Genomic DNA, 23579 nt, shown 5'->3' with positions numbered 1-23579 from the left:
TCACACTCCGCGGGCGTAAGGGAAATTTCCCTGCTTGAGCGACAGGTCGACATGCGCCCGCAAGGCTGCGTCGCAGACCGCATAGCCCCAGTTGATGAGACGCTCCTGAAGCTCGTCCGGTAGCCGCTTCAGGCGGGTGGGGATCACGGCGAGTTCCAACGTACGATGTTGTGGACAGGGGAGCGTTCCACTGAGGGGATACTTGGCCACGTTGGTGCGGATGCCCCAGTACGCCCCCTGCCGCAGATTTGTCTGATAGGAATCGATCAGCTGGCGCTTTCGCAGCGAACGAACCTGATTGTCGATGAGATCGAGGACACGGTAGGCGTGGCGTCCCCAATCGCTCTTGGGTTCCGGCTGCGCCTGCATCTTGCCGCCGCCATCGCTGACGAGGATGGTCTTATACCGCTTCCAGGCCGTCTCAAGGCCGAGGTTGTCGTAGACCCCGCCATCAGTCAGCAGAACCTGCGAAGTGTATGGCCTCTCCTGGAGATCAAGTCCGGAACCCGGAACGAAGGACTCCGGATCGAGCCGCATCTCGAACGGCGAAAGCAAGGGCGGGAACGCCGAGGACGCAGCCACCGCCTGGGCGAGCAGCACCGTGGGATTGAGCACCTCGCCGACCCGGTAATCGCGCATGTAAGGCCGCATGAACCGCCAGAGCGCCCCCGACTGCACGTTCGTCGCGTTGATCACGAACCGCGGCGCTGCGCTCCCAGCATCGTCCGGAAGGTCCTGGAGCGTCGCACCCTTGAACAGGTGGCGGTCATAGGCGCCGGCGATCCTGTCGCTGATGCGGCCAGGCAGGGCAATGCCCAAAATGATAGAATCCGCGTCGATGGTTTCTCCGGCCATCGCGCGGATCGGGTCCACGACCCGCGGAACGAAATGGCTGTGCAGGGTTCCGGACTTGAAATCCAGATCCTTCCAGGCCAGCGCCAGTACAGCGGAGGTGATGGAGCCACCGGAAACGCTGGAGATGCGTTTGACGTCCCGCAGCAGCCCCGCTTCGTACAGACGCCAGAGAGCGCCCACATGGAAGAGCATGGCCCGGTAGCCTCCGCCCGACAGGCAGAGCGCCATTCCATCCTCCGGTTCACGCGGAGACTGGCCGATGTGCACACCCGTGACGGGTTCCGTGGACTTGGCGAATTCATCCGACATTGCGTTCCTACCTGGATTTTCAGGACAGGGTAGCACCCTCAGCGCCACCAGCGAAGCGTGCATTCTTTCGGAAAAGCATCTTAAGATCAGCAAGAAAAGTCGGAATTTCAACCGAAGCGGTAAATTCGTCCGGTTTCATTCAGGTGGTCGAGCCGCGCGATCGCCTCCCGCTCACTGCCGGTCAGGCGGAGCATCTCCCGGTACAGGTGCATGAATTCGCCGCGCAGGCTGCAGGCGAAGATGCCCGGATCGTCGCTGCCGACGCTGACGGACGGGCTCTGCCCGCCCGGCTCCAGACCCAGCCAGCGGAATGCGTGGTGTTCCTTAAAAGTCCGATAAAACGAGATCCGCACGTTGCTGGTCGGCAACGTCTCGATGACGACATTGCGCTCCCTGATCTCCCTGAGAACGCTTTCCTGCAGGCAACGAAGCAGATCGGCATCGAGGATATCCCTGTTTGCCGGCTCCAACTCCCGGCTCTTCGCAACAACCTCGGGACCGTGGTACCGCCCGAATAGGTCGAAGGCGGCACGAACCGTTTCCCGCTCCCTGCGGAGTTCCCAATACTCCTCCATCTCGTCGTCCACCGGACTCCACCACAGAGGCAGATCCGCCTGCGGCAGGCAGAGCGGGTCGAGCCGCCGGAGCTTCCAGGCGGTCCACAGCAGGTGGCAGTCCAATTCCCGGTCATACACCAGCCGGGCGAGCCGCTGGATTTCGTCCTGCAGCCGTCCGAGGATGCCAGTGGCCTTCGGCTCCTCGAGAAGCCGTTGATAGGCGAACACCAGGTCGTCCAGCCGGTCGCCACGCCGCAGCCGTAGGACGGGCGGGCACCGCTCCAGCCACAGTTTCGGATCGATTCCCACCGCCGTGCCGTGGCCCACGCGGTTACCATCGCGCAGATCGAGGAAGGTCACCGCCTCGTACACGGCGCGGATACCGGTGATCAGGTGCTCGAAATCCTCCCCGACGTGATAGGTGAGGTGAACGAGGCCGGACCGGCGGGCCGCCCGGTACACCGGTGCGAACACCTCCGGGGGCGTGTGCAGTTCGTTTGCCGCCGCATCGATGCCGGTGACGTAGTGCCTGACCAGGGGGAAACTCTCCAGCGCGTTGCGCAGGGTCGTCCAGCGTTTGTTGATGTCGGCACGCAGCAGGCTGAACCGGCAACCGGCTTCCAGGTTGGGCCGGGCCAGTTCGTTCTGCTTGATGAAGTGGGCGATCAACCGCAGGTCCATCCGCGGTGGCCGTGGCGGCTCCTCCTCCGAGGAGAGATCGACCGGATCCGGCGGCTCGTCGGCAAGCGCGGCGGTGGCGCGGGACGGCGGTGGGATAAGGCCGGACCTTCTCAGAAAGCTGCGATGGCCGGCCAGAATTTTGCGGATCAGTTGCCTCAGGTCGCCCGGCTCCCTGGAGGGAGCAAAGCGCCCCTCGACGAAGGCGAGGTCGCCGGCCGGGCTGTGTGCAAGCTGGTGGAAACGCTTCGCGTAGCTTTCCTCCGACAGCCAGCGCACCCCGTTGACCGTGAATTTCTGGAACTGCTCAAATCCGAATTGCTCGGCCTGCTGGACGCACAGCGGCAGAAAGGTGGCATTCAGGATGAGCAGGTAGACGTGCAGCGCGCGGGCCAGCCGGTCGTCGCTGTGGCGTTTCAGCCGCCCATACACGAGAATGAGGAGCAGGATCTCCTGGGCCAGCCCGCCGTGGACGATGCCCTCGCCGACATGGGCCTCCACCGGATGCCGGTCGGTCTGGCTGCCCTCTTCGAAGGGCAGCATGGTAAACCCCGTGAGCAGGGTCCGCAGCGGCGGCGGCCGCACGCCGGCCCTGTCGAAGACCTCCGTCGCCAGCGCAAGCCTCAGCCTGCGCGCGACGGACAGCTGGTGGGGAAGCTCCGCCGCCCCGTCCCGCATCCCCAGCTGTTCGTATAGCTCCAGAACCAAGTCGTCCGGCCTGTTTGGACCAGGGTCGCTGCCCTGCAAGGCCTGCCCGAGATCGGCGATGAACCGGTCCATGTTCGCCAAGGCGTCCTGCCAGATCTTGTCGACCTCGGTGCTGCCGTTGAGATGCAGGTGCGTCTCGTACAAACCCTTGCGGGCGATCAGGTCCTCGACCGGCTGGCAAATCGGGGTGATCAGGACGGTATGCTCGAGGGGGCGCAGGTGGCGGGCCGCGTACCGCTCGATCCCCGCCACCGTTGCCGGCGGCGCTCCGAACTTGCGGAACAGCGCGTAGGCGATGATGGGCAGCGGCGACACGCGGGCGAGTTCGTTCTGCCAGTCGCCGAACCGGTCAAAGTCGATGGAGATGCGGTCACCGGAGAATCGCACATACTGGTCGGCATAGAGATCCAGCGCACCGCGCAGCACCGACCAGATGTCCTGCGCATCGCCGATCAGCCCGTCACGCCAGTTTCGGTAGACGTGATCGGGCACTTCGTAGTCGATGGCGCGCTCCAGCACCAGCGCGCGCCGCTTGACCGTGCCGACGGACGGTTCGCGTCCGGCCAGATAGTCCTGCAGCGACGCGCTGTCCCTGAACAGCTGCCGGATGACGCGGGTTTCCATGGGCGTTCCTGCTCACACGGCTGAAGGCGTTCAAAACTCCAGGTCCAGGCCCCCGCCGGATCTCTGTGTGAACGTCCGTGGAGGCTTGCGCGCCAGGCCGAACACCGGCACCGAATTGAGGAGGGGATACAGGTTGGGGAAGGTCACCACGGTGGGCCTGGCCTTCCGCCCCTTCGACGTTTCGGCCTGCCGGCTGAGCTGCCGGATATTGTAAGGAACCCGCAGCCCCGCGACGCTGTCCGAGAATGCACGCTCGCACTGCTGTTTCCCCACGGCGCTGTCCAAGTTGAGGTAGACCGACCACAGCGGACATTTGAACAGCGCGGTGAAGAAGGGGGCCTTATCCGCGATCCGCAGGTTGGTCGAAAGAACCGCGTCGCTGGTGACCGGGTTGCGGAGATTGATCTCTTCAGCCTTTTCGTAGATGAGTTCCTCAACCAGCAGGGCGTTGAAGAACGCGCAGATCTGCCGGTGCAGGAGGTAGCCCAGAAAGCGGTCGTTCCGGTCCACTTCCTCGTCGATGGCTGCGAGCGTGAAGTAGAACCGGGTCCAGGCGCGCGCCAGCACATAGGGCGGCGGCGGTGCGACGGCCTTGATCTCCCGCGTCCAATCCGAAATGTGTTTCACCAGGATGTCGTCGCGCATCGCCGTCACCTCGGTCTCGGCGTCGGACGCTTCCGATACCGAGGCCAGCCCGGAGTCCCCGGCATCCCGGGAAATCCAGGGAGGCACGACGTAGGAACGGATGGTGGCGAAGTCCCGCAGGGTGCGCACCACGCCATCCTCCTGCCCGGAGTTGCCGCGGCGAAGCAGATCGGCGACGGCGGCGATGATGCTGTGGACACTCATGAAGGTCGGGCGTTCGCCGCTTTCCTTCATGACCCGGCAGGCGGGCAGGCCGACCAGCGCGCTCATGGTCTCCGTGGTTATGCGGGCCTGAAGGCTGTCGATGGTGTTGTACCAGTTTCCAAGCAGTTCGATCGGCTTGTCGAGCGTTGCTTCCGCGAACTCCTTACGCAGGGTCTGATGGAAGGGAAGGATCGGGTTGTCCGCCTCAGGCACCAAGCGCTCGAAGGAAAGCTCCCCTACGGGTGCGATACCGTAGATCTGCTTGATAATCTCGTCGCCCGATCGCCCCCGCTTGTACGTCTGGATGGTGCCGAGCCGGACGCCGGAACCTGGATCGCCATTGATCACCGCGACCAGGGTGCGCGCCACCTCGACACTCGATCCCTCCCGTTCCAACTCGGCGAACTTGACGAAGTCGGCGACCTTCAACCCCTTGCGCTTGTGCGCCTTGTCATCGTCCTCGTCGCCCTTTGGAATCCGCAGCCCTTGCAGGTAACTGGTCAGGAGATCGCGACCGAAGCAGACCCGCAGCATGTAGTCGATAGCAAGATTGGGGCGGTTGAGATACTGGCCGCGCAGCCAAGCCCCGAGGGTGACGAGCACGAGGTTCAGGTCGTCCTCGGGATGCTCAGGCAACAGGTCGTGCGCGTTGTCCCACAAGTCGTTCTCGGTCAGGAACTTGGCGATGAAGCCAAGGGTGCGGCCGCCGGTGGCTTGGCGCAGTTCGTCGAGGGAGGTGTTGTGCCGCAGAAGCGAGTCGAGGAAGATCGACGGCAAGCCGTTCACCAGCTCGCGCCAGTCGGCGCTTTCCGCCGCCGCGTCCGCGCCTGCGGGCGGCATCGCCCGGGCCGGACAAAGGGATAGGATCTGGACGACGGTTCGCACGGGCTGCCGGAGCAGCAGGGACGTGGTCATCCGCCGGGCCTTGCTGCGCAGGCCCAGCCCGCCGCGTACCAGCGCACGCATATAGGCATCGAGGGGAACCGCCTTGTCGCCATCGGGCGGGACCAGGTGCACGCCATCGATGGCGTCGAGCGGCAGCAGCGGGATCCGGTTCCTGGGGGGCAGCACCTTGAGCATGTACTGCCCCTGGAGATGGTTCACCATCTCGCGCAGGCCCTTTTCCTGCGTCTTGTCGAAGTGCAGCTGGCGCTCGGAGAACTGGTCCCACTGCTTTCCGCGCACGAGCAGCGTGTACAGGTCGATGTCGCCGGACAGCACAACGATGATGCGGGGCGAGGTGAGATAGCGGCGGAGCACTTCCAGCACCGGCCAGCCGCGCCGAAAATCCGTATCGATATCATCCAACGCGATCAGGAAGGCGTCCTTGCCGAGGTAGGTGAGGCTGGATGCTATGAAATCATGGAACTTCGACTCCAGATCGGACCCGGCGCTGGCCTTCTCCAGGCCCTTGCGTAGCACGTATTGGACGTCGTCCCAGGCGTCACCCAGCGCCTTTTCCGGCCCGATTCCTTCGAGCAGCGACAGCCCGTGGGCAAGGCTGCGCAGCTTCTCCTGCCAAGCGTTGAAATCCTCTTTGTTGGTGTTCCAATCGCCGCTCGCCTCGCGCCGCCGCTCCACTGCCCGTTTGATCTTGTTAAGGATGACGACGAAGATGTTTTCCTTGTTCTCGATGAGCGTCGGATCGACGACGCCGAGGGTCGCCACCTTGCTGCCGATGGTCTTGTCGAAGCCCTTATCCAAGCGGAACAGGCGGAAGGCGTTGCGGATGAACGTCGTTTTGCCGCTACCGCGGCTGCCGTGAATGACTATGGTGTCGTGGCGCCGGTCAAAGAGTATGTTGCTGCCATCGGCGTCGAGATCGTCCCGCGTCGGCTTGATGCTAGTGCCAAAGTCATTCAGGCGCTTTTCGATCAGGGAGCTGAGGCGTTCGAGAGCCTGTTGCTGGATCAGCTCGTTACGATCACCTAACTCCCGAACATCCAATCGTTTGCTGAGGTCGATGACCACCCCATCGGATACGCTGCTGCCACCCATCGCCATCTCTCATGATCTGCATGGTCATTGAGCATATTGGGCAACCAATCGCTAGAAAAGGGCATTTTATCATCTAATTGCCACTGATGGTAGAATACTGGAGTATGTAGTGTGAACCGGCGTAGGGACCTAGCGCCAATTGGCACGAAAACATGTTGATAGTGATGGAAAATGTGGGGTCACAGCCGTGTGCCGTTTTACACCCAGGTCGGCTTGCTGAAGGGCAAACGCGATCTGTTTCTTGGTGAACTTCGATTTCCTCATAACCAAGTACTCCCCGCTTCAGGTCAGCATTATTTCCGGAAAATTTGGTTTTGAGGACAGCGCAATAGTTATCAGTTAAACAACGCCAAAAGATCATTATCGGCGCTCGTTGATGCGAACGGGGGTCGTGTCCCACGAGGTGGTGTAGGAGCTGTGGGGAACCGGCCCGCCGCAGCGCCCTCCGATGGCTGGCGTAGGCGGGCCGGTTATCCACAGCGGGCGGTCATCGTGGTTCTTCGGTAGAGTCTGGTCACCACAACACAACCTCGACCGAGGGTGACCACGATGACCGACGAGATGATGGCGCTTCGCGCGATGCTTGAGAAGGGCGCGGATGCCGATGTTCTGCGGGAGATGATCGGCTTTGCCGCCGAGCGCTTGATGGAGATGGAAGTTCAGGGGCTGACCGGCGCCGGTCATGGCGAGCGGTCTGCCGAGCGGCGGGTCCAGCGCAACGGCTACCGGGATCGCGACTGGGAGACCCGCGCCGGCACTGTCGAGTTGCGCATCCCCAAACTGCGCAAGGGCTCCTACTTCCCTGGCTTTCTAGAGCCGCGGCGGATGGCCGAGAAGGCGCTGACGGCGGTGATCCAGGAGGCCTACATCCAGGGCATCTCGACCCGCTCGGTGGACGATCTGGTTCAGGCCATGGGGATGTCGGGCATCTCCAAGAGCCAGGTGAGCCGGTTGTGCGCCGAGATCGATGACCGGGTGAAGACCTTCCTCGGCCGCCCCATCGAGGGCGACTGGCCCTACCTGTGGCTCGACGCCACCTATGTGAAGGTGCGCCAGAACGGGCGCATCGTCTCGGTCGCCGTCACCATCGCAGTGGCGGTGAACACCGATGGCCGCCGTGAGGTGCTGGGCATGGACATCGGTCCGTCGGAGGCCGAGACCTTCTGGATCGAGTTCCTGCGCAAGCTCAAGCGCCGCGGTCTGAGTGGCGTCAAGCTGGTGATCTCCGACGCCCATGGCGGCATCAAGGCCGCCGTCACCCGGGTCTTCCAGGCGACGTGGCAAAGGTGCAGGGTGCATTTCTCCAGGACCGCGCTTGCCCATGCCGGCAAGAGCGGGCGCCGTGTCGTGGCGGCCTTCATCGCCACCGCCTTCGCGCAGGATGATGCGGCATCTGCACGCACGCAGTGGCGGCAAGTGGCCGACCAGGTCCGGGCCAAGCTGCCGAAGTTGGCCACTCTGATGGACGAGGCGGAAGAAGACGTCCTGGCCTACATGACCTTTCCCAGGGAGCATCGGGCCAAGCTCCACTCGACCAACCCCATTGAACGCCTCAATGGCGAGATCAAGCGGCGCACCGAGGTTGTCGGTATATTTCCGAACGAGGCGGCGATTACACGGCTCATCGGCGCCATCCTCTTGGAGCAGAATGACGAATGGGCCGTTCAGCGGGCGCGATATATGACGCTGGAAACTATTGCCCCTCTCGGCGATGATCCCATCGTCAGCCTGCCCGCCGTGGCTGCCTGACCATCCCGGCCAGACCAGCCAGAGACCATGAGCGCCTTTCCGCTCCTACACCACGGCCGGGGACACGATCCCGGGTGGGTCGCAGGGGCGGCCAGCTACTAACACGAGCTCGCAGCTCATCGAATACATCGGCCTGCCCACCTTACGCGCTCCCGATGCCCCTCGTCCCGGATGGTCGCACCATACATCGGGACCCAGCCGGCCCCAACCGAACGAAGGTAGCATCGGAGATCATCATACCGGTTACCAACGCCATCGAAGCGTTGAACTCCAAGCTGCGCCGGGCGGTGCGCGCCAGGGGGCATTTCCCCAATGACGAAGCTGCCCTGAAGCTCCTGTTTCTCGTCTTGAACCGCGCCGAGAAAGACTGGAAGATGCCGCCGCGCGAATGGACGGCCGCCAAGGCGCAGATGGCCGTCATCTTCGGCCAGCGGTTCGCAAAGGCGATGAGCGCCTGATACTTAACCCGCCCCGCCGAGCACGAAATTCCGGACACTCCCCGGCGCCCGCCAAGAACCAAACTTCATTCGGCCTTTACACGGCAGCGAGCCGGCCAACTTCGCCTCAGCCGTGCGGACCTACGTGATCCACCACTACCGCGCCGTCCTCGACCCCACCGTGCCCCGCACCACCCTGCCGTCACCAGAGTCCACACCACCCGAGTCGGACGATTCGCAATCGTGACAGAAAGCCAGCGGCAACTTATCCCGTGGACTTTGGTGACGATCGTGTGGACTCTGGTGACGCACGACTCGCCATATTTGGAGTTATCCCGTGGACTCTGGTGACGAAGCAAATAGTTAAGATCCAAATAACTTCCAAATAGCTTACGTCACCAGAGTCCACATTGATTTCGTCACACCGAGCCGCCACAGTGCGGACCGGGAGGCAGCCATGAGCAACGTTCATCAGCTGATATTGCAGCACGGACACTCGGAAGCACGTCGACTGCTACCAGAAGGAAAGCAGCTCATCGACATGGCAGCCGCCGTGATGGCTGAGGACGCGTTGTTGCACGGATGGATCTGGTGGGGTAGGTCGGGGCGCCGTTCTTCGTCAGCTGGATTTCCCGCGATGCCGCACAAGGCGAACGCCGCTCGCCGTCATCACATCCCGCGACCGAAACGCAAGGTGACGAACTGGGCCGAGTACGACGCCTCCCTGCGCCAGCGCGGCAGCCTGACCGTGTGGTTCACCGAGGACGCGATCGCCCGCTGGAAGGCGGCACCGCGCACCACGCCGGGCGGACAGCCCTGCTACTCCGACCTGGCGATCATGACGGGGCTGATGCTGCGCGCCGTCTTCCGGCTGGCGCTGCGCCAGACCGAAGGGGTGATCGCCTCCGTCCTGCAGTTGCTCGGCCTCGACCTGCCGGTGCCCGACCACTCGACCCTCGCCCGGCGCGCCCGGACGGTGACGCTGCCGCAAGTGCCGCGCTCAACCGGCGGGGCCATTCACCTGCTGGTGGACAGCACCGGGCTGAAGCTGTGCGGACCGGGCGAGTGGCTGATCGAAAAGCACGGAACCCAGAAACGGCGCTCGTGGAAGAAGCTGCACGTCGGCGTGGATGCGCAGAGCGGCCGGATCGTCGCCGCCACGCTGAGCGACCGCGCCATCGATGACGCTGCCCAGATCGGTCCCTTGCTCGACCAGGTCCCCGGCCGGTTGGCGGCGCTCACCGGCGACGGTGCCTATGATCGCATGGGCGTCTATGCCGCCGTGCACGAGCGCCATGCCGAAGCGGCCGTGGTGGTGCCGCCCCGGGCCGATGCCGTGCTCAGCGAGACGGCCGCGACCGCGCCCACCCAGCGCGACCGCCACCTCCAGGTGATCGCCGAGACCGGGCGAATGGCCTGGCAGCGGAGTAGCGGCTACAATCAGAGGGCAAAGGTCGAGGGACAGATCGGTCGCTGGAAGCAGGTCCTCGGACCGGCGCTGCGCTTCCACTCTGATGCGGCGCAGGCCACCGAGATCGCCATCGGCGCCGCCGTGCTCAACTGCATGCTCGACCTCGGACGCCCGAACTCCGTTCGCGTCACCTGATCGGCGGTGGGGCGGGGCGATCTCCGGAACTCGTCGCCTCGCTGCAACACGCCGGCGCCGGGCGTCATTGTGTTTGTTCGGCATGCCGGCAGCTGATCATCCAGGGGAGAGGGAGCGGAGACGGACTTCTATAGGACGGCTCGCCACCGGCAAACCCGCTCATCCCTGCCTCCGTGCACCAACACCCTCAAGATCGCCTGATCTCCATCGTCTCAGGGCAAAATCCGTCAGCAGGCCGAGTTCTGCGCCAAAGTCGCGAACAGGTACTCAGACTTGGCGCGACACCCGACGGAACCCTAAAGAGCGGAAAGCTGCGAAAGAGAGGTGCTGGCGCACCGGTCGACCGTGGACGCGAGCCCATCGCGCGCCTTGCGGGATTCCGCGAGGATCCAGCCGCGGAAGGCCTGCGTCCGGGGATCGTCCAACCGGCTTTCGTGAATCAGCAGGTAATATTCGCCGGCGCTGCGCAGCTCGGACGGCAGCGGCATCGCCAGCTCGTCGCGGCGGTCGTACTGCGCCAGCAGGATGTCGGGCACGATGGCGATCCCGCGGCCCTGGCGGGCGGCGTCCAGCGACATGAAGAAATGGCCGAACTCCAGCTCGCCTCCGGTTCCGGCGACGGCTTGTCCGCCGGTCGCCCTCAGCCAGTCGGGCCAGGCATGCCGGCGGCTGGAGGTGTGGATCAGCGGCAGGCGCACCACCGGCCGCCCGTCCTCCAGCACCGCCTCGCCCGCAAGTGCTGGCGCGCAGGCCGGGCGGAGGATGTCGGGGAACAGCTCGTCGGCCTGCACGCCGTCCCAGTTCGTCACCATGTCCAGGTCGATGCGCGGCTGTCCGCGCTCATAGCGGCGGCCCGGGATGCGGCCGACCCGGATCGCGATGTCGGCCTCGTGCGCCAGCAGGTTCGACGGCTCGATCGACGAGATGATCCGCACCTCGACGCCGGGGTTGGCCTGGGTGAACAGATGCAGGCGCGGCATCAGCCACAGCGACGCGATGGTCGGCAGGATCGAGATGGTCAATGTGCGCATCGTCCGCGACCGGCCGATCCGCTGCGCCGAGCGCTCCAACTCACCCAGGCAATCGCGGACGGTGCGGGCGAAATCCTCGCCTTCCGGCGTCAGCTCGATGCGCCGGGTCATCCGGCGGAACAGCTGGCAATCCAGCGCCAGTTCCAGGTCTCGCACCTGCCGGCTGATCGCGCCCTGGGTCAGGTGCAGCTCGTCGGCGGCCAGCGTGAAGGAGAGGTGGCGAGCGGCGGCGTCGAACCCGCGCAGGGTGTTGAGCGGCGGCAGCGGTCGTTTCGGCATATGCATGGCCTCCCATGGATGAGCGTAGGTCATGCATGAGGGCCGAACAAGTCGTTTGTGAGGGCCGGCGTCCTCCGGCACGCTTCCTGTCACTGAACCGCCAGAGTTCAAAAGAAACAGGGCAAGCGCGAGGGTTACCGTGACACGAACAGCCATGACACGACAGACAAGGGGCGATCCCGGCAAGGATTGGACGCTCGAAGTCAGCGGCATTGCCAAGAATTACGGGGCGACCTGCGCGCTCCGCAACGCTTCGTTGCGGTTGCGTCCGGGAAAGGTCCATGCGCTTCTTGGCGAGAACGGCGCCGGGAAGAGCACGCTGGTGAAGATCGTGGTTGGGGCGATCCAGCCCGACCGCGGGCGGATCGCGCTGAACGGCATTCCGACCCGCTTCGCCGGGGTGCGGCAGGCGATTGCCGCCGGGGTGATCCCGATCTACCAGCATCTCAGCCTGTTTCCCCATCTGTCGGTGCTGGAGAACCTGTCGGCCTTCGCCATCGCAGGGGCGGCGGGTCTGCGCGCCCGGCCGGCCCTGGTGCCGCGCGCCACGGCGCGGGCCTGGCTGGACGCGGTCGGCCTTGGCTGCGACCTCGATCTTCCGGTCGAGCGGCTGTCGGTCGGCGAGCGCCAACTGGTGGAGATCGCCCGCGGGCTGGGGCAGCGCTGCACGCTGCTGGTGCTGGACGAGCCGACCGCCGCCCTGACCCATGACGAGACCGACCGGCTGTTCGGCGTGGTCCGCCGCCTGTGCGCGGAGGGCACCGCCGTCCTCTTCATCAGCCACAAGTTCGACGAGATCGAGGCGCTGGCCGACGACGTCACCGTCCTGCGCGACGGCGTCGCGGTGATCGATGCCGAGCCGCTGGCCTCGCAGACCCGCGCCGAGCTGATCCGCGCCATGTTGGGCGACATGGTGGAGTCCGGCGACCGCGTGCTGCCGCAGCCGGGGGCCCCGGTGCTGACCGCGACCGGGCTGCGGCTGGGGCCGGCGGACGCTGCGGCCGACATAACCGTGCGGGCGGGCGAGATCGTCGGGCTGGCCGGGCTGGTCGGTTCGGGCGCCCTGGAGCTGGCGGCGGCATTGGCGGGGGCCCGGCCGGTCGCCGCCGGCATGCTCGCGGTGCGGGGGGAGGCGCTGCCGCCGGGCGACCGCGTGCGGGCCGTCGCCGCCGGTGTCGGCTACGTCCCGGCCGACCGCCACGCCGAGGGGCTGTTCGGCCCGCTGGCGGCGCTCCAGAATGCGTCCTCCTCGACCGTCGCGCTGTTCTCGCGCGGCGGGCTGCTGCGGCCGGGCGGCGAGGCGGCGGCGCTGATGCCCTGGCTGCGCCGGCTGAACCTGCACCCCTTCCAGCCGGAGCGTCCGGCCGCCGGTTTCAGCGGCGGCAACCAGCAGAAGCTGCTGCTGTCGCGCAATCTGGCGGTGCCGGACCTGCGGGTCCTCGTGGTGCTGGAGCCGACGCGGGGCGTCGACATCGCCGCGCGGGAAACCATCCACGACGCGCTGGTCGAGGCCGCCGGCAGGGGCGTCGCCGTCGTCGTCGCCTCCAGCGACCTCGACGAGGTCATGGCCCTGTCGCACCGCATCCTGGTCGTGCGGCATGGCAGCCTTGATGGCGAAGTGCCGCGCGGCACCGGCCGCGCCGCCCTGATGGACCGGCTGGCCGGACGGAGGGCGGCATGATGGCCCTGACCGGCGCCCGGCCGCGCCGCTTCTCCGGCCGTCTCAACCCGCCCGCCGCCGTCTGGGTCGTCCTGCTGCTGTTCTGCGTCTTCGCCCTGGCAGTGCCGCGCTTCGCCAGCGCCGGCAATCTGGAGAATCTGCTGCGGGTCGGTTCCATCCTCGGCATCGCCGCCTGCGGCCAGACCATCGTGCTGATCCTCGGCGGGATCGAGTTCTCCTTCGGGGCGTCGGCGGCGCTGGCCAGCGTGGTGACGGTGCTGGCCCTGCCATCCGCCGGGGTGGCGGGCGGCTTCGCGGCCGGTGCCACGGCGGTGCTGCTGGTGGGATTCGTCAACGGCACGCTGGTCGCGCGCTTTTCCCTGCCGCCCTTCCTCGTCACGCTCGGCATGCTGATGGTGGCCGGCGGCGGGGCGGCGGTGCTGGCCGGCGGCCTGCCGATCGACGCACCCCCAAGCGACGCTTTCTCCTGGCCGGCGCGCGGCCGGGTCGCCGGCATCCCGGTGCCGATCCTGGCGGCGGCGGCAAGCTTCGCCCTGCTGCACCTGCTGCTCGCCCACACCCGCGCCGGCCGGCTCTGGTACCTCGTCGGCGCCAACGGCACGGCGGCGCGGCTGTCCGGCATCACGGTGTGGCGGGTGGTGCTGGCGGGCTATCTGCTGGCCGGCGCCTTCTGTGCGCTTGCCGCCGCCATCCTGACCAGCCGGGTCGCCTCCGGCCAGCCTGGCCTGGCTCCCAACCTGCCCTTCGAGACCATCGCGGCCTGCGCCGTCGGCGGCATCCCGCTGGCGGGCGGGCAGGGGAGGGCGGTGCAGACTCTGTGCGGCGTGCTGGTCATCGCCATGCTGAACAACGCGGTGGTGCTGCTGAACCTGCCCGTCCCCTACCAGCAGTTGATGATCGCCGCCGTGATCCTCGGCGCGGTGATCCTCCAGCAGGTGCCCCGGCTGCTCCTGCTGCTGCCGGTTCGGCCCGCCCGTCAGCCAGAGGAGGACCGGTCATGAGCGCCCGTCTCCTGCGCCGCTCCGCCGATGGCCTGCGCGCCGCCGGCTCCGTCCTTCCCGTCCCCTTCCGGGTCGCGCCGCTCTGCCTGATCCTGGCGGTGGCGGTGTTCACAGCCACCGCGCCGCGCTTCCTCAGCCTGGGCAACGCCGCCAACATCGGGGCGCAGGTCTGGGTCCTCGCCCTGCTCGCCATCGGCCAGATGTTCGTGTTGGCGACCCGGGGCTTCGACATCTCGGTCGGCGCCGTCGCCGCCCTGTCCAGCGTCTGCGCGGCGATGGCCTGCAACGGCTGGGGCCTGCCCGGACTGGCCGCCGGGGCGCTGGCCGGGCTGCTCTGCGGGCTGGTCAACGGCGCGCTGGTCGGCACGCTCGGCCTCCAGCCGGTGGTCGCCACCCTGGGCAGCCTGATCGCGGTGCGCGGCCTGTCGCTTCTGATCACCGGCGACGGGCAGGTGGTGCCGCTCGACGCGGCCGGCGCGGTGACCCGTCTCGGCTTCGAGCCGATGCCGGTCCTGCCCGCCGCCAGCTGGGCGGCGCTGGTCCTGGCGGTCGGAGCCGCCCTGCTGGTCGGCCGCAGCCTCGCCGGCCGGCGCATCCTGATGGCCGGATCGAACCCCGAGGCGGTGGCGCTGGTCGGCGTCGACACCCGGCGCGTCCAGCTCTGGGCCTATGGCCTGTGCGGCCTGTTCGCCGGCCTCGCCGGGGTGCTGATGACGGTTCGCGCCGGCTCCGGTCTGCCGACCGAGGGGGCGGGGATGGAGCTTCAGGCCATCGCCGCCGCGGTCATCGGCGGGACCGCGCTCAGCGGCGGCATCGCCAGCGTGGCCGCCGTCGTGACCGGAGCCGCCTTCATCCAGGTGCTGCTGACCGGTCTCAACCTCCAGGGCGTCTCGCCCTTCGTCGCCCAGATCGCCGTCGGGGTGGTCATCATCGCCTCCGGCCTTCTCGAAACGCTTCTGCGCTCTCTGCCGTCCTTCCACTCCCAATCAAGGACACGGACATGACCCGCTCCCCGATCCGCTTCGCCGGAAGCCTCGCCGCCCTCCTGCTCTCCACCGCGCCGGCCCTGGCACAGGACAAGGCCATCGGCTTCGCCATTCCCAACCTCGCCTCGTCCTTCTGGATCTCCGCCGTCTACGGGGCGGAGCAGGAGGCCAAGGCCGCCGGCGTCACGCTGGTCAAGCTCAACGCAGGCGGCGACGCCAACACCAGCCAGCAGATCGCCCAGATCCAGGATCTGGCCCAGCGCGGCGTCGCCGCCATCATCGTCGGCGCCACCAACGGCGACGCGGTGCGGGCGGTGGTGGAGCAGGCGATCGGCCGCGGCATCCCGGTCATCGGCATCTCCTCGCCGCCCAACAGCGACCGGCTCAGCGCGACGGTCAGCGCCGACCATTACGACATGGGCCGTCTCCAGGCCCGCTGCTTGGCCCAGGCCATCGGCGGCAAGGGCGAGGTGGCGATGATGGCGGGACCGACCGGGCAGGCCTGGTCCGACCTGCGGGCCAAGGGCTTCCGCGAGACGCTGGCGAAGGAGGCGCCGGGGGTGACGGTCGTCGCCGAATCCCGGCTGGCCGACAACCGCAACGCCGCCCTGACCACGGCGGAGGACTGGACCCAGCGTTTTCCCGATCTGAAGGGCGTCTACGCCGCCACCGACGACATGGCGGCCGGCGTGGTCGCCGCGATGAAGGCGGCCGGGCGCATGCCGGCGGTGCGGGTCTCCGCCTCCAACTTCAGCCCGACGGCGCAGCAGTTGCTGAAGAACCGCGAACTGGCCTGCACCTCCATCCAGCAGGTGGTGGCGCAGGGCCGTGCCGCCTTCACCCAGGCGCTGGCCGCCGCCGGCAAGAAGCCGGTCGAAGCCAAGGTCGTGCTGCCGGCGCTGCTCGTCACCTCGGACACGCTGGGTGAGGTCGATCTAAGCTCTGTCGTCGCCCCGGCCGACTACCGGCCCTGACCATATCGAACCGAAGGCAGGACAAGCGATGCTCCCCTCCCACAACCGCTTTCCCTATTCCGCCATCACCGACCGTCCCGACTTTTCCTGGCCGGGCGGCAAGCGGCTGGCCGTCTATGTGGCGCTCTGCGTCGAGCATTTCCCTTACGGCAGCGGCCTCGGGCTGCCCTATTCGCCGGGGCTGAGCCATCCCAACAGCTACAACTGGGCGTGGCGGGAATATGGCAACCGGGTCGGCGGCTGGCGGCTGATCGACCTGTTCGACGCCCACCGCCTGCCGCTGACCGTGCTGCTCAACACCGAATGCTACGAGCATTGCCCGGAGCTGGTCGCGGCCCTGAGGAACCGCGGCGACGAGATCGTCGCCCATGGCCGGACCAACGGCGAGCACCAGAACGGCATGGGCCTGGAGGAGGAGCGCCGCCTGATCGCCGAGGCGACCGAGGCCATCCGCCGCCACGAGGGCAAGCCCCCCGCCGGCTGGATGAGCCCAGGCGCCCACCCCAGCGCCAACACCGAGGATCTGCTGGCCGAAGCCGGCTACCGCTACACGCTGGACTGGCCGATGGACGACCAGCCGGTGTGGATGCGGACCACCGGCGGGCCGCTGCTGAGCGTGCCCTATCCCCATGAGGTGAACGACGTGCCGATGGTGGTGCTGCATGACGGCACGGCGCCGGCCTTCGCCGACATGGCCATCGACAATTTCGACGAGATGCTGAGCCAGTCGAAGGACCAGCCGCTCGCCTACGGCATCACCATCCACAGCTTCATCATCGGCCAGCCCTTCCGCATCAAGCAGTTCCGCCGGGTGCTGGAGCATCTCGACGCCCACCGCGAGGAGGTCTGGTTCGCCACCGCCGGCCAGATCGCCGACCATTTCGCCGGGCTGACGCCGCCGCCGGCCACCACCGGCCCCTGACCCGTTCCTGACGCCGGCCCCCTCGGGCCGGCTCCCATCCGAAAGGTTCCATCATGACTGAGACGCCCCTTGGGCTGTCCCAAACCCCGGCGCACGCCCGCGCTCTGCCCCCGCTGCGGGTCGCCGTTGCCGGCCTGGGCGCCGTCGGCCTGAAGATCGTCGAGGCGCTCGACGGGGGCCTCGACGGCTGCGTCCTGACCGCCGTCTCGGCCCGCGACAAGGCGGCGGCGGCGGACCGCCTGTCCGCCCTGACCCACCCGGTGCCGGTGGTGGACATCGCCGAACTGGAGCCGCTCGCCGACCTCGTGGTCGAATGCGCCCCCGCCGCCCTGCTTCCGGCCATCGTCGAGCCGTTCCTCCGCGCCGGCAAGACGGCGGTGGTCCTCAGCTCCGGCGCCCTGCTGGCCAACGAAGGGCTGGTCGCCACCGCCCGTGCCCATGGCGGGCAGATCGTCGTGCCGACCGGGGCGCTGCTCGGGCTCGACGCGGTGACGGCGGCGGCCGAGGGGGAAATCCGCGCGGTGCGCATGGTGACGCGCAAGCCGGTGCGCGGTCTGGTCGGCGCCCCCTATCTGGTCGAGAACAACATCGCCATCGAGGACATCACCGGCCCGCTGCGCATCTTTCACGGCACCCCGCGCGAGGCGGCGATCGGGTTCCCCGCCAACCTGAACGTCGCGGTGGCGCTGTCGCTGGCCGGCATCGGCCCCGACCGCACGACGCTGGAGATCTGGGCCGACCCGGCGCTGGAGCGCAACACCCACCGCATCGAGGTCGAGGCGGACTCGGCGACCTTCACCATGGCGATCGAGAACATCCCGACCGACAACCCGAAGACCGGCCGCATCACCGCCCTGTCGGTGCTGGCCTATCTGCGCAAGCTGCGCGCGCCGCTGCGCGTCGGTTCCTGAGCGCCTGGTTTCAGCAAGAAACGAAAAACAGAAGGGGGATTCGTCATGGATCTCGGACTTTCCGGCCGCACTGCGCTGGTGCTGGGCGCCGGGGGCGGGCTTGGCCGCGCCATTGCCCTGGGTCTGGCGCGCGAAGGCGCCAACCTCGTCATCGCCGACCGCGACGCGCCATCGCTGGCCACCACCAGCGCCGCCATCGCCGAAACTGCCACGCTTTGCCTGCCCGTCATCTGGGATCTGGGCGACGCGGACGCCGTCGAGCGCAACGTCGCCCTGGCCGAGGAGCGGTTCGGCGGCGTCGACATCCTGGTCAACAACACCGGCGGCCCGCCGCCGTCGCCGGCCAGCGGCGTCGATCCCCGCATCTGGTCGGCGCAATTCGAGGCGATGGTGCTGTCGGTCATCCGCATCACCGACCGGGTGCTGCCCGGCATGCGGCAGCGGCGCTGGGGCCGGATCGTCACCAGTGCCTCGTCGGGCGTCGTCGCGCCGATCCCCAACCTCGCCCTGTCCAACGCGCTGCGCCTGTCCCTGGTCGGCTGGTCCAAGTCGCTGGCCCGCGAGGTGGCGGCCGACGGCGTGACCGTCAACGTCGTTCTGCCCGGCCGCATCGCCACCGACCGCATCCGCTTCCTGGACGAGAGCAAGGCGGCGCGCGAGGGGCGGCCGGTTGCCGAGGTCGTCACCGAGAGCACCGCCGCCATCCCGATGGCCCGCTACGGCGAGCCCCGCGAATACGCCGACGCCGTCGCTTTCCTGGCCAGCGAGCGCGCCGCCTATGTCACCGGCTCCACCCTGCGGGTGGACGGCGGCTACATCCCCAGCATTTGACAGTCCGAAGGAGTCCCAGCATGAGCAGCAGCACCGACACGGTCCTCACCGCCGCGCAGCGCGAGGACATCCGCACCCGCTTCCTGGCCGTCGACACCTCCAACGTCGCCGACGTGCTCGACGTGATGGGCTGGCCCGACCAGGGGCTAGCAGCGGAATTCATGCCCTATCCTACCACCGCCGGGCGGCTGGCCGGCTGGGCCTACACCATCCGCGGCCAGATGACACCCTATCCGCTGGGCGGCGACGCCGACAAGATGGCGGCCTGCCAGGGGCTGTCGCCCGGCGAGGTGTCGGTGTGGAGCGGCGACGGCGACGGCATCTGCTATTTCGGCGAGCTGATCGCCATCGGCATGAAGGAGCGCGGCAGCACCGGCGCACTGGTCGACGGTGGCATCCGCGACGTGCGCTGGCTCGGCCATCACAGCTTCCCGGTCTATGCCCGCTACCGCACGCCGGTGCAGTCGATCGGCCGCTGGAAGGTCAACGCCTGGCAGGTTCCGGTTTTCCTGCGCGGGGCCACGGTAGAGCGCGTGAAGATCGAGCCCGGCGACTTCATCCTGGCCGACGAGGACGGCGCGCTCGCCATCCCGGCAGCCATCGTTCCGAAGGTGCTGGCGGAATCGGAGGCGCTGACCGCGACCGAGATCCGCATCCGCGAGGAACTGTCGAACGGCCTGACCCTGGCGCAGGCGCTGGAACGCTACGGCCACGTCTGACGCCCTGTCGGACGGCCCTGTTTCCGCCCGCCGGAGACGGGGCCGTTTCGGGAGTGCCACTGCCGCCATCCCCTGCGCCGCGACACCATTGTTGAAAGGACCCCAGCATGATCCCCGCGTCTCCCCGCGACCCTGCCCAGGCTGTCGCGGCCGCCCTGGCGGCGGCGCGTGCCAGCCGGCTCAATGCTTTCATCGAGCTGTTCCCCGACGCGGAGGAGCGGGCGCTGGCTCTGTCGGCGGCTTCGGCGGACGGTCCGCGACCGGCGCTCTGGGGTCTGCCTTTCGCCCACAAGGACGTGTTCGTCACCGCCGGGCGGCAGCCGACGGTGGGGGGCGGGCATGGCTATCGCTGGGGTGGAGAGCGGACCAGCGTGGCGCTCGACCGTCTGGCGGCGGCGGGTGCCATCGCCATCGGGGCCCTGAACCTCGACCCGCACTGCTATGCCGCCACCGGGTTGAACCCCTATTTCGGGCGGGTGCTGAACCCGGTGGATGCGCGGTTTGCCGTCGGCGGGTCGTCGAGCGGATCGGCGGCGGCGGTTGCGGCCGGCATCGTGCCCTTCGCACTCGGCACCGACACCGGCGGGTCGGTGCGCATTCCGGCCGCCCTGTGCGGCGTCCTCGGCTTCAAGCCGACGGCCGGGGCCATCAGCGACCCCGGCATCGCGCCGCTGTCGCCGTCGCAGGACGTCATCGGCCTCATCGCCCGCGATCCCACTCTGCTGCGTGCGGTGTTCGCGGCGTTGCGCGACCCGGCGTCCAGGGAGCAGCACGAGGCTCCTCTGCGCGTCGGCCCTCTGCGTCTCGGTCTGCCGACGGAGTGGCTCCGGACCGGGGTCGAGCCGGAGGTCGCCGCGGTCATCCAGTCCGTCCTGCGCCGGATGACAGAGGACGGAGCGCTGGCGGCCGAGGTCGCCCTGCCGCCGCTCGATGTGCTGAACGCCTGCGCCGGGACCATCACCTCGTTCGAGGCGTCCGCCCTGCACCGGACGAGGCTGGCGGAGCGTCCGGACTGGTACCCGGCGGCGGTGCGGCGGCGTCTGGTCGCGGCGGCCGAGGTGGGGCGCGACGCCTACGACCGGGCATTGCGCGACCGCGATGCCCATCGGGCGGCGGTGATCCAGGGGGCTTTCGCTGCGGCGGACGTCCTGCTCTGTCCGGTGATCGGCGGGCCGGCTCCGCGTCTGGACGTTGTCGACGACGACGACGTGACCATTGCCGGCGCCACCACCCTGGCCTTCCTACGCTTCAACCGCCCCTTCAGCCTGCTTGGCCTGCCGGCGTTGGCACTGCCGGCCGGGCGCGACGGCAACGGGATGCCGGTGGGGATACAGATCGTCGGACGGCCAGGCGCGGACGATCTGGTTCTCGCCATCGCCGGCCGGTTCGGCGGGCCGCCGGACGGGCCGGCCTGACCGTCACGATGGCCGCCGTCATCCCGCTTTGGCGGCCATCGCCTCGATCTCCACCAGCCAGCCCGGCTCCACCAGTCCGGCCACCTGCACACGGGTGCGCACCGGAATGTTCGGGGTTTCGGCGGTGCCGAACACCTCGGCGTAGGCGCGGGAAAAGCCCTGGAAATCGGCCCGCCCGCCCATCCGCGCATCGCCGACCAGGAAGGCCTGGACCTTGACCACGTCGTTCAGCTCATAGCCGCGCCGTTCCAGCGTGGCCTTCAACTCCTTCAGGATGTTGCGGGTCTGGATCTCCGTGTCGCCATAGGCCCCGGCTTGGTCACTTGGCACGGAGTTGTCGATGACCGGCAGCGTCAGCCCGCTCAGCATCAAGAATTCGGTTCCATCGACCGGCACCCGCACCGATTCCAGGAACTGGGGCCGGTAGGGCGAGGACTCATCCAGCGCGTAGCGTTCAATTCCTTTTGCCAAGGCAATTCCTCCATTGTCGATGCTGAAAGCCTCGGGCCAAACCTCCGCGTTCGGCCAGTTTCCGACAAACGATTTATCCGGCCTCCATGCATGAGAAGGACTCATGCATCGCGATTTCAGTGGCGGGCCGCTGGGCGTCTTCCAGCGCTGCGACCGTTCAGTCCCGCCCGCCGGACCGAAGCCGGGTGCATGTCCCAGCCTCCAATCCGGGCGAAGCTGGCGGCGGACAGCGCCGCGGTTCCGGCAGGTTTCGCGCCAGCTTGCCGGAGCCTGGAACCGGACGTCCAGGCGGTGCTCGTGCTCGACCAAGCCGGCTGGCACGGATCACGGGCGCTGGTCGTGCTGGACAATGTCACGCTGGTGCCGCTGCCACCCTGCAGTCCCGAGTTGAACCCCGTCGAGCGCGACTGGCTGTACCTGCGAGAGCGCTTCCTCTCCTAGCGTCTCTTGGGACTAAACATCTAGCCGGATCGGCGGAGAAGCTGCCGCGATAAGGAGGCGTAGAAGCCCAAATTTCCTCGGAGTTTCGTAATGGTAGAAAGTTGACAGGAACGGAAACGCATTGCAACCGCTATGTCATTATTTTATACAATATGGCCCAGCATCATCAAGGACAGAATACTATGAGAAACAGAGTAAATCTCATCGCGGCGTTGTCAGTTATACTTTGGATTTCATCGATATCTTTTGCAGACAGTCGCAATGGAGAGCAGATTTTTATGAACCGCTGCGCCATGTGCCACGGTAAAGATGTGAAGGGCACTGGGCCTTTGGCCAATAAAAGCAATCCTCCGACGCCCGATCTTACGACACCCGCGTTCAAGAAGCGTCTAGTTGATTATCCTGGCGTCATCGTTTCGTCCGTAATACTCCGTCCGAATGGCGACCTGATTCCAAGAACCTTGCGGGAAAACAATGCCCGCCTGCCTGCTTTCGCCTGGACGGTCAAGGATTTTCGCGACCTGAACGAGTATATGAGCGACATGATCTCGAAGGCCAAATGACCGTAGCGCGCCGCTGACCGTGAACACGCCATCGCCAGGGCCGGGAGGAAGTCGATGAAGGGTGGTTACCCTGGGGCGGCTGCCCTCCTGACCCCGAATACAAACTCCCGTTGCGATTGATCCGACAATTGGCGGCTATGGAAATGTAGTCCTAGACGCGGGGATCACAGCGACGGCGAACGCCACATTCTTTGTATCAGCCGCGCATTGGCTGGACTGAAACAGGGACGAGGATATGACGTGACCAATCCCATCCTGACGCCCCCCTTTCTCTTTGGCTCTCCGGAAAATCGGGTTGATCGTGGGGCAAACTGCGCCGTCATGGATTGAGCGCGTCAAAGTTGATCGGTGCCCGCCAGGGTTGGACCGAGTCGGGCACTGGCTGCGAACTCCCGCGCTGGAAATTCGCCTTTGGCCCCCCATGGACAAGGGCGGGCAGATTGGTCTGGAGCCACGCCGCCTTTTCCCAAGATGTGGGTGAAAGCCTGTCAACACCCTCATCGTCATCGATGTCAGGTCGATGGAAACCCATGACGATTCGCTTTCCAGGCCATGGCAAGCGTCGGGATCAAGAGAGTGATCAGGGCCCATGGAAAGTAAGTAGCGCCAAGCGTTTCAAGGAGTGTTCCCCCCACGACACCCCCTCCCGCGATGGCAATGTTCCAAGTCGTAACGATCATCGCCTGAGCAACATCCGCCGACTCACCGGCGGCCCGGGCGGAGGCCGTCTGGAAAAGTGTTGCAGCACCACCAAAGGCCAAGCCCCAGCTGATTGCCGCGGCGTAGATCACCGTGGGACTGTCCTGCCACACGCTGAGCGCCGCTGAAGCGAGGGCGAACACTACCGTGCTGATCAGAACGAGTTCGCGCAGCCATCGGTCGATCAGCGATCCAACCACCCAAATTCCCGGTATTATGTAGCACCTGCCACCGCCTGATCCTGCCGCATCTCGGCCCTACCCGCTACCCTGTTGCGCTGAAACC

Annotated in this window: 19 protein-coding genes and 1 pseudogene; 14 read left to right on the top strand and 6 right to left on the bottom strand. The window is 66.9% G+C overall.

What is annotated here, in order from left to right; translation table 11 throughout:
• From FZ029_RS31130 to FZ029_RS31120, 3 genes are all read right to left on the bottom strand, one after another.
• Positions 1 to 1164 (bottom strand): patatin-like phospholipase family protein, encoded by a 1164-nt coding sequence (locus tag FZ029_RS31130; protein WP_149273896.1) that lies wholly within the window; start codon positions 1162 to 1164, stop codon positions 1 to 3.
• Between the two features lie 107 nt (positions 1165 to 1271).
• Positions 1272 to 3731 (bottom strand): hypothetical protein, encoded by a 2460-nt coding sequence (locus FZ029_RS31125; protein WP_149273894.1) that lies wholly within the window; start codon positions 3729 to 3731, stop codon positions 1272 to 1274.
• Between the two features lie 30 nt (positions 3732 to 3761).
• Positions 3762 to 6578, bottom strand: coding sequence for a hypothetical protein (locus FZ029_RS31120; RefSeq protein ID WP_149273892.1), 2817 nt, complete (start codon positions 6576 to 6578; stop codon positions 3762 to 3764).
• A 549-nt stretch (positions 6579 to 7127) separates the two neighbouring features.
• Here FZ029_RS31120 and FZ029_RS31115 point away from each other — a divergent pair.
• From FZ029_RS31115 to FZ029_RS31105, 3 genes and pseudogenes are all read left to right on the top strand, one after another.
• On the top strand, positions 7128 to 8327 hold the full coding sequence (locus FZ029_RS31115; RefSeq protein WP_149273890.1) for an IS256 family transposase: 1200 nt from the start codon (positions 7128 to 7130) through the stop codon (positions 8325 to 8327).
• A 245-nt stretch (positions 8328 to 8572) separates the two neighbouring features.
• Positions 8573 to 8785: pseudogene (locus FZ029_RS31110) on the top strand (transposase); the annotation flags it as partial.
• A gap of 616 nt (positions 8786 to 9401) precedes the next feature.
• Positions 9402 to 10370, top strand: a complete 969-nt coding sequence (locus FZ029_RS31105) for an IS5 family transposase (protein WP_149273912.1) — start codon at positions 9402 to 9404, stop codon at positions 10368 to 10370.
• Positions 10371 to 10666: 296 nt separating this feature from the next.
• Here FZ029_RS31105 and FZ029_RS31100 read toward each other — a convergent pair whose 3' ends face one another.
• On the bottom strand, positions 10667 to 11680 hold the full coding sequence (locus FZ029_RS31100) for a LysR substrate-binding domain-containing protein (RefSeq protein ID WP_188052133.1): 1014 nt from the start codon (positions 11678 to 11680) through the stop codon (positions 10667 to 10669).
• A gap of 154 nt (positions 11681 to 11834) precedes the next feature.
• On the opposite strand from FZ029_RS31100, the gene FZ029_RS31095 reads away from it, so the two are divergent.
• From FZ029_RS31095 to FZ029_RS31055, 9 genes are all read left to right on the top strand, one after another.
• A complete protein-coding gene (locus FZ029_RS31095) occupies positions 11835 to 13361 on the top strand; it encodes a sugar ABC transporter ATP-binding protein (protein WP_149273887.1) in 1527 nt (508 codons plus the stop codon).
• Positions 13358 to 14362 carry an ABC transporter permease gene (locus FZ029_RS31090; RefSeq protein WP_149273885.1) on the top strand — a complete coding sequence of 335 codons (1005 nt, stop codon included), beginning with the start codon at positions 13358 to 13360 and terminating at the stop codon, positions 14360 to 14362. The genes FZ029_RS31095 and FZ029_RS31090 overlap by 4 nt, the downstream gene beginning before the upstream one ends.
• Complete coding sequence (locus tag FZ029_RS31085) at positions 14359 to 15366, top strand: ABC transporter permease (RefSeq protein ID WP_149273883.1); 1008 nt, start codon at positions 14359 to 14361, stop codon at positions 15364 to 15366. Before FZ029_RS31090 ends, FZ029_RS31085 begins: the two co-directional genes overlap by 4 nt.
• Complete coding sequence (locus tag FZ029_RS31080; protein ID WP_149273881.1) at positions 15363 to 16322, top strand: TMAO reductase system protein TorT; 960 nt, start codon at positions 15363 to 15365, stop codon at positions 16320 to 16322. The genes FZ029_RS31085 and FZ029_RS31080 overlap by 4 nt, the downstream gene beginning before the upstream one ends.
• 28 nt (positions 16323 to 16350) lie before the next feature.
• Positions 16351 to 17244 carry a polysaccharide deacetylase family protein gene (locus FZ029_RS31075; RefSeq protein ID WP_149273879.1) on the top strand — a complete coding sequence of 298 codons (894 nt, stop codon included), beginning with the start codon at positions 16351 to 16353 and terminating at the stop codon, positions 17242 to 17244.
• Positions 17245 to 17297: 53 nt separating this feature from the next.
• Positions 17298 to 18155: an aspartate dehydrogenase gene (locus tag FZ029_RS31070; protein WP_149273878.1), complete on the top strand. Its 858-nt coding sequence runs from the start codon at positions 17298 to 17300 to the stop codon at positions 18153 to 18155.
• A 45-nt stretch (positions 18156 to 18200) separates the two neighbouring features.
• A complete protein-coding gene (locus FZ029_RS31065) occupies positions 18201 to 18986 on the top strand; it encodes an SDR family oxidoreductase (protein WP_149273876.1) in 786 nt (261 codons plus the stop codon).
• A 20-nt stretch (positions 18987 to 19006) separates the two neighbouring features.
• Positions 19007 to 19705, top strand: coding sequence for an RraA family protein (locus tag FZ029_RS31060; RefSeq protein WP_149273874.1), 699 nt, complete (start codon positions 19007 to 19009; stop codon positions 19703 to 19705).
• A gap of 107 nt (positions 19706 to 19812) precedes the next feature.
• Positions 19813 to 21120, top strand: a complete 1308-nt coding sequence (locus FZ029_RS31055) for an amidase (protein WP_149273872.1) — start codon at positions 19813 to 19815, stop codon at positions 21118 to 21120.
• Between the two features lie 18 nt (positions 21121 to 21138).
• Here the strand turns inward: FZ029_RS31055 and FZ029_RS31050 are convergent, their stop codons facing one another.
• The gene (locus FZ029_RS31050; RefSeq protein ID WP_188052132.1) at positions 21139 to 21591 is read right to left on the bottom strand and encodes a Rid family hydrolase; all 453 of its coding nucleotides are present in this window, start codon (positions 21589 to 21591) and stop codon (positions 21139 to 21141) included.
• A 189-nt stretch (positions 21592 to 21780) separates the two neighbouring features.
• Here FZ029_RS31050 and FZ029_RS31045 point away from each other — a divergent pair, with 189 nt between their 5' ends.
• On the top strand, positions 21781 to 22032 hold the full coding sequence (locus tag FZ029_RS31045; RefSeq protein WP_188052131.1) for a transposase: 252 nt from the start codon (positions 21781 to 21783) through the stop codon (positions 22030 to 22032).
• A 101-nt stretch (positions 22033 to 22133) separates the two neighbouring features.
• A complete protein-coding gene (locus tag FZ029_RS31040; RefSeq protein ID WP_211104265.1) occupies positions 22134 to 22595 on the top strand; it encodes a cytochrome c in 462 nt (153 codons plus the stop codon).
• A gap of 512 nt (positions 22596 to 23107) precedes the next feature.
• Here the strand turns inward: FZ029_RS31040 and FZ029_RS31035 are convergent.
• Positions 23108 to 23494: an MFS transporter gene (locus FZ029_RS31035; protein WP_149273866.1), complete on the bottom strand. Its 387-nt coding sequence runs from the start codon at positions 23492 to 23494 to the stop codon at positions 23108 to 23110.
• Between the last annotated feature and the right edge of the window lie 85 nt (positions 23495 to 23579).

The sequence above is a fragment of the Azospirillum sp. Sh1 genome (assembly GCF_008365135.1).
GTDB lineage: Bacteria > Pseudomonadota > Alphaproteobacteria > Azospirillales > Azospirillaceae > Azospirillum > Azospirillum oryzae.
The sequence above is the reverse complement of the archived record's forward strand: the minus strand, read 5'-3'. Positions and strand labels throughout refer to the sequence as shown.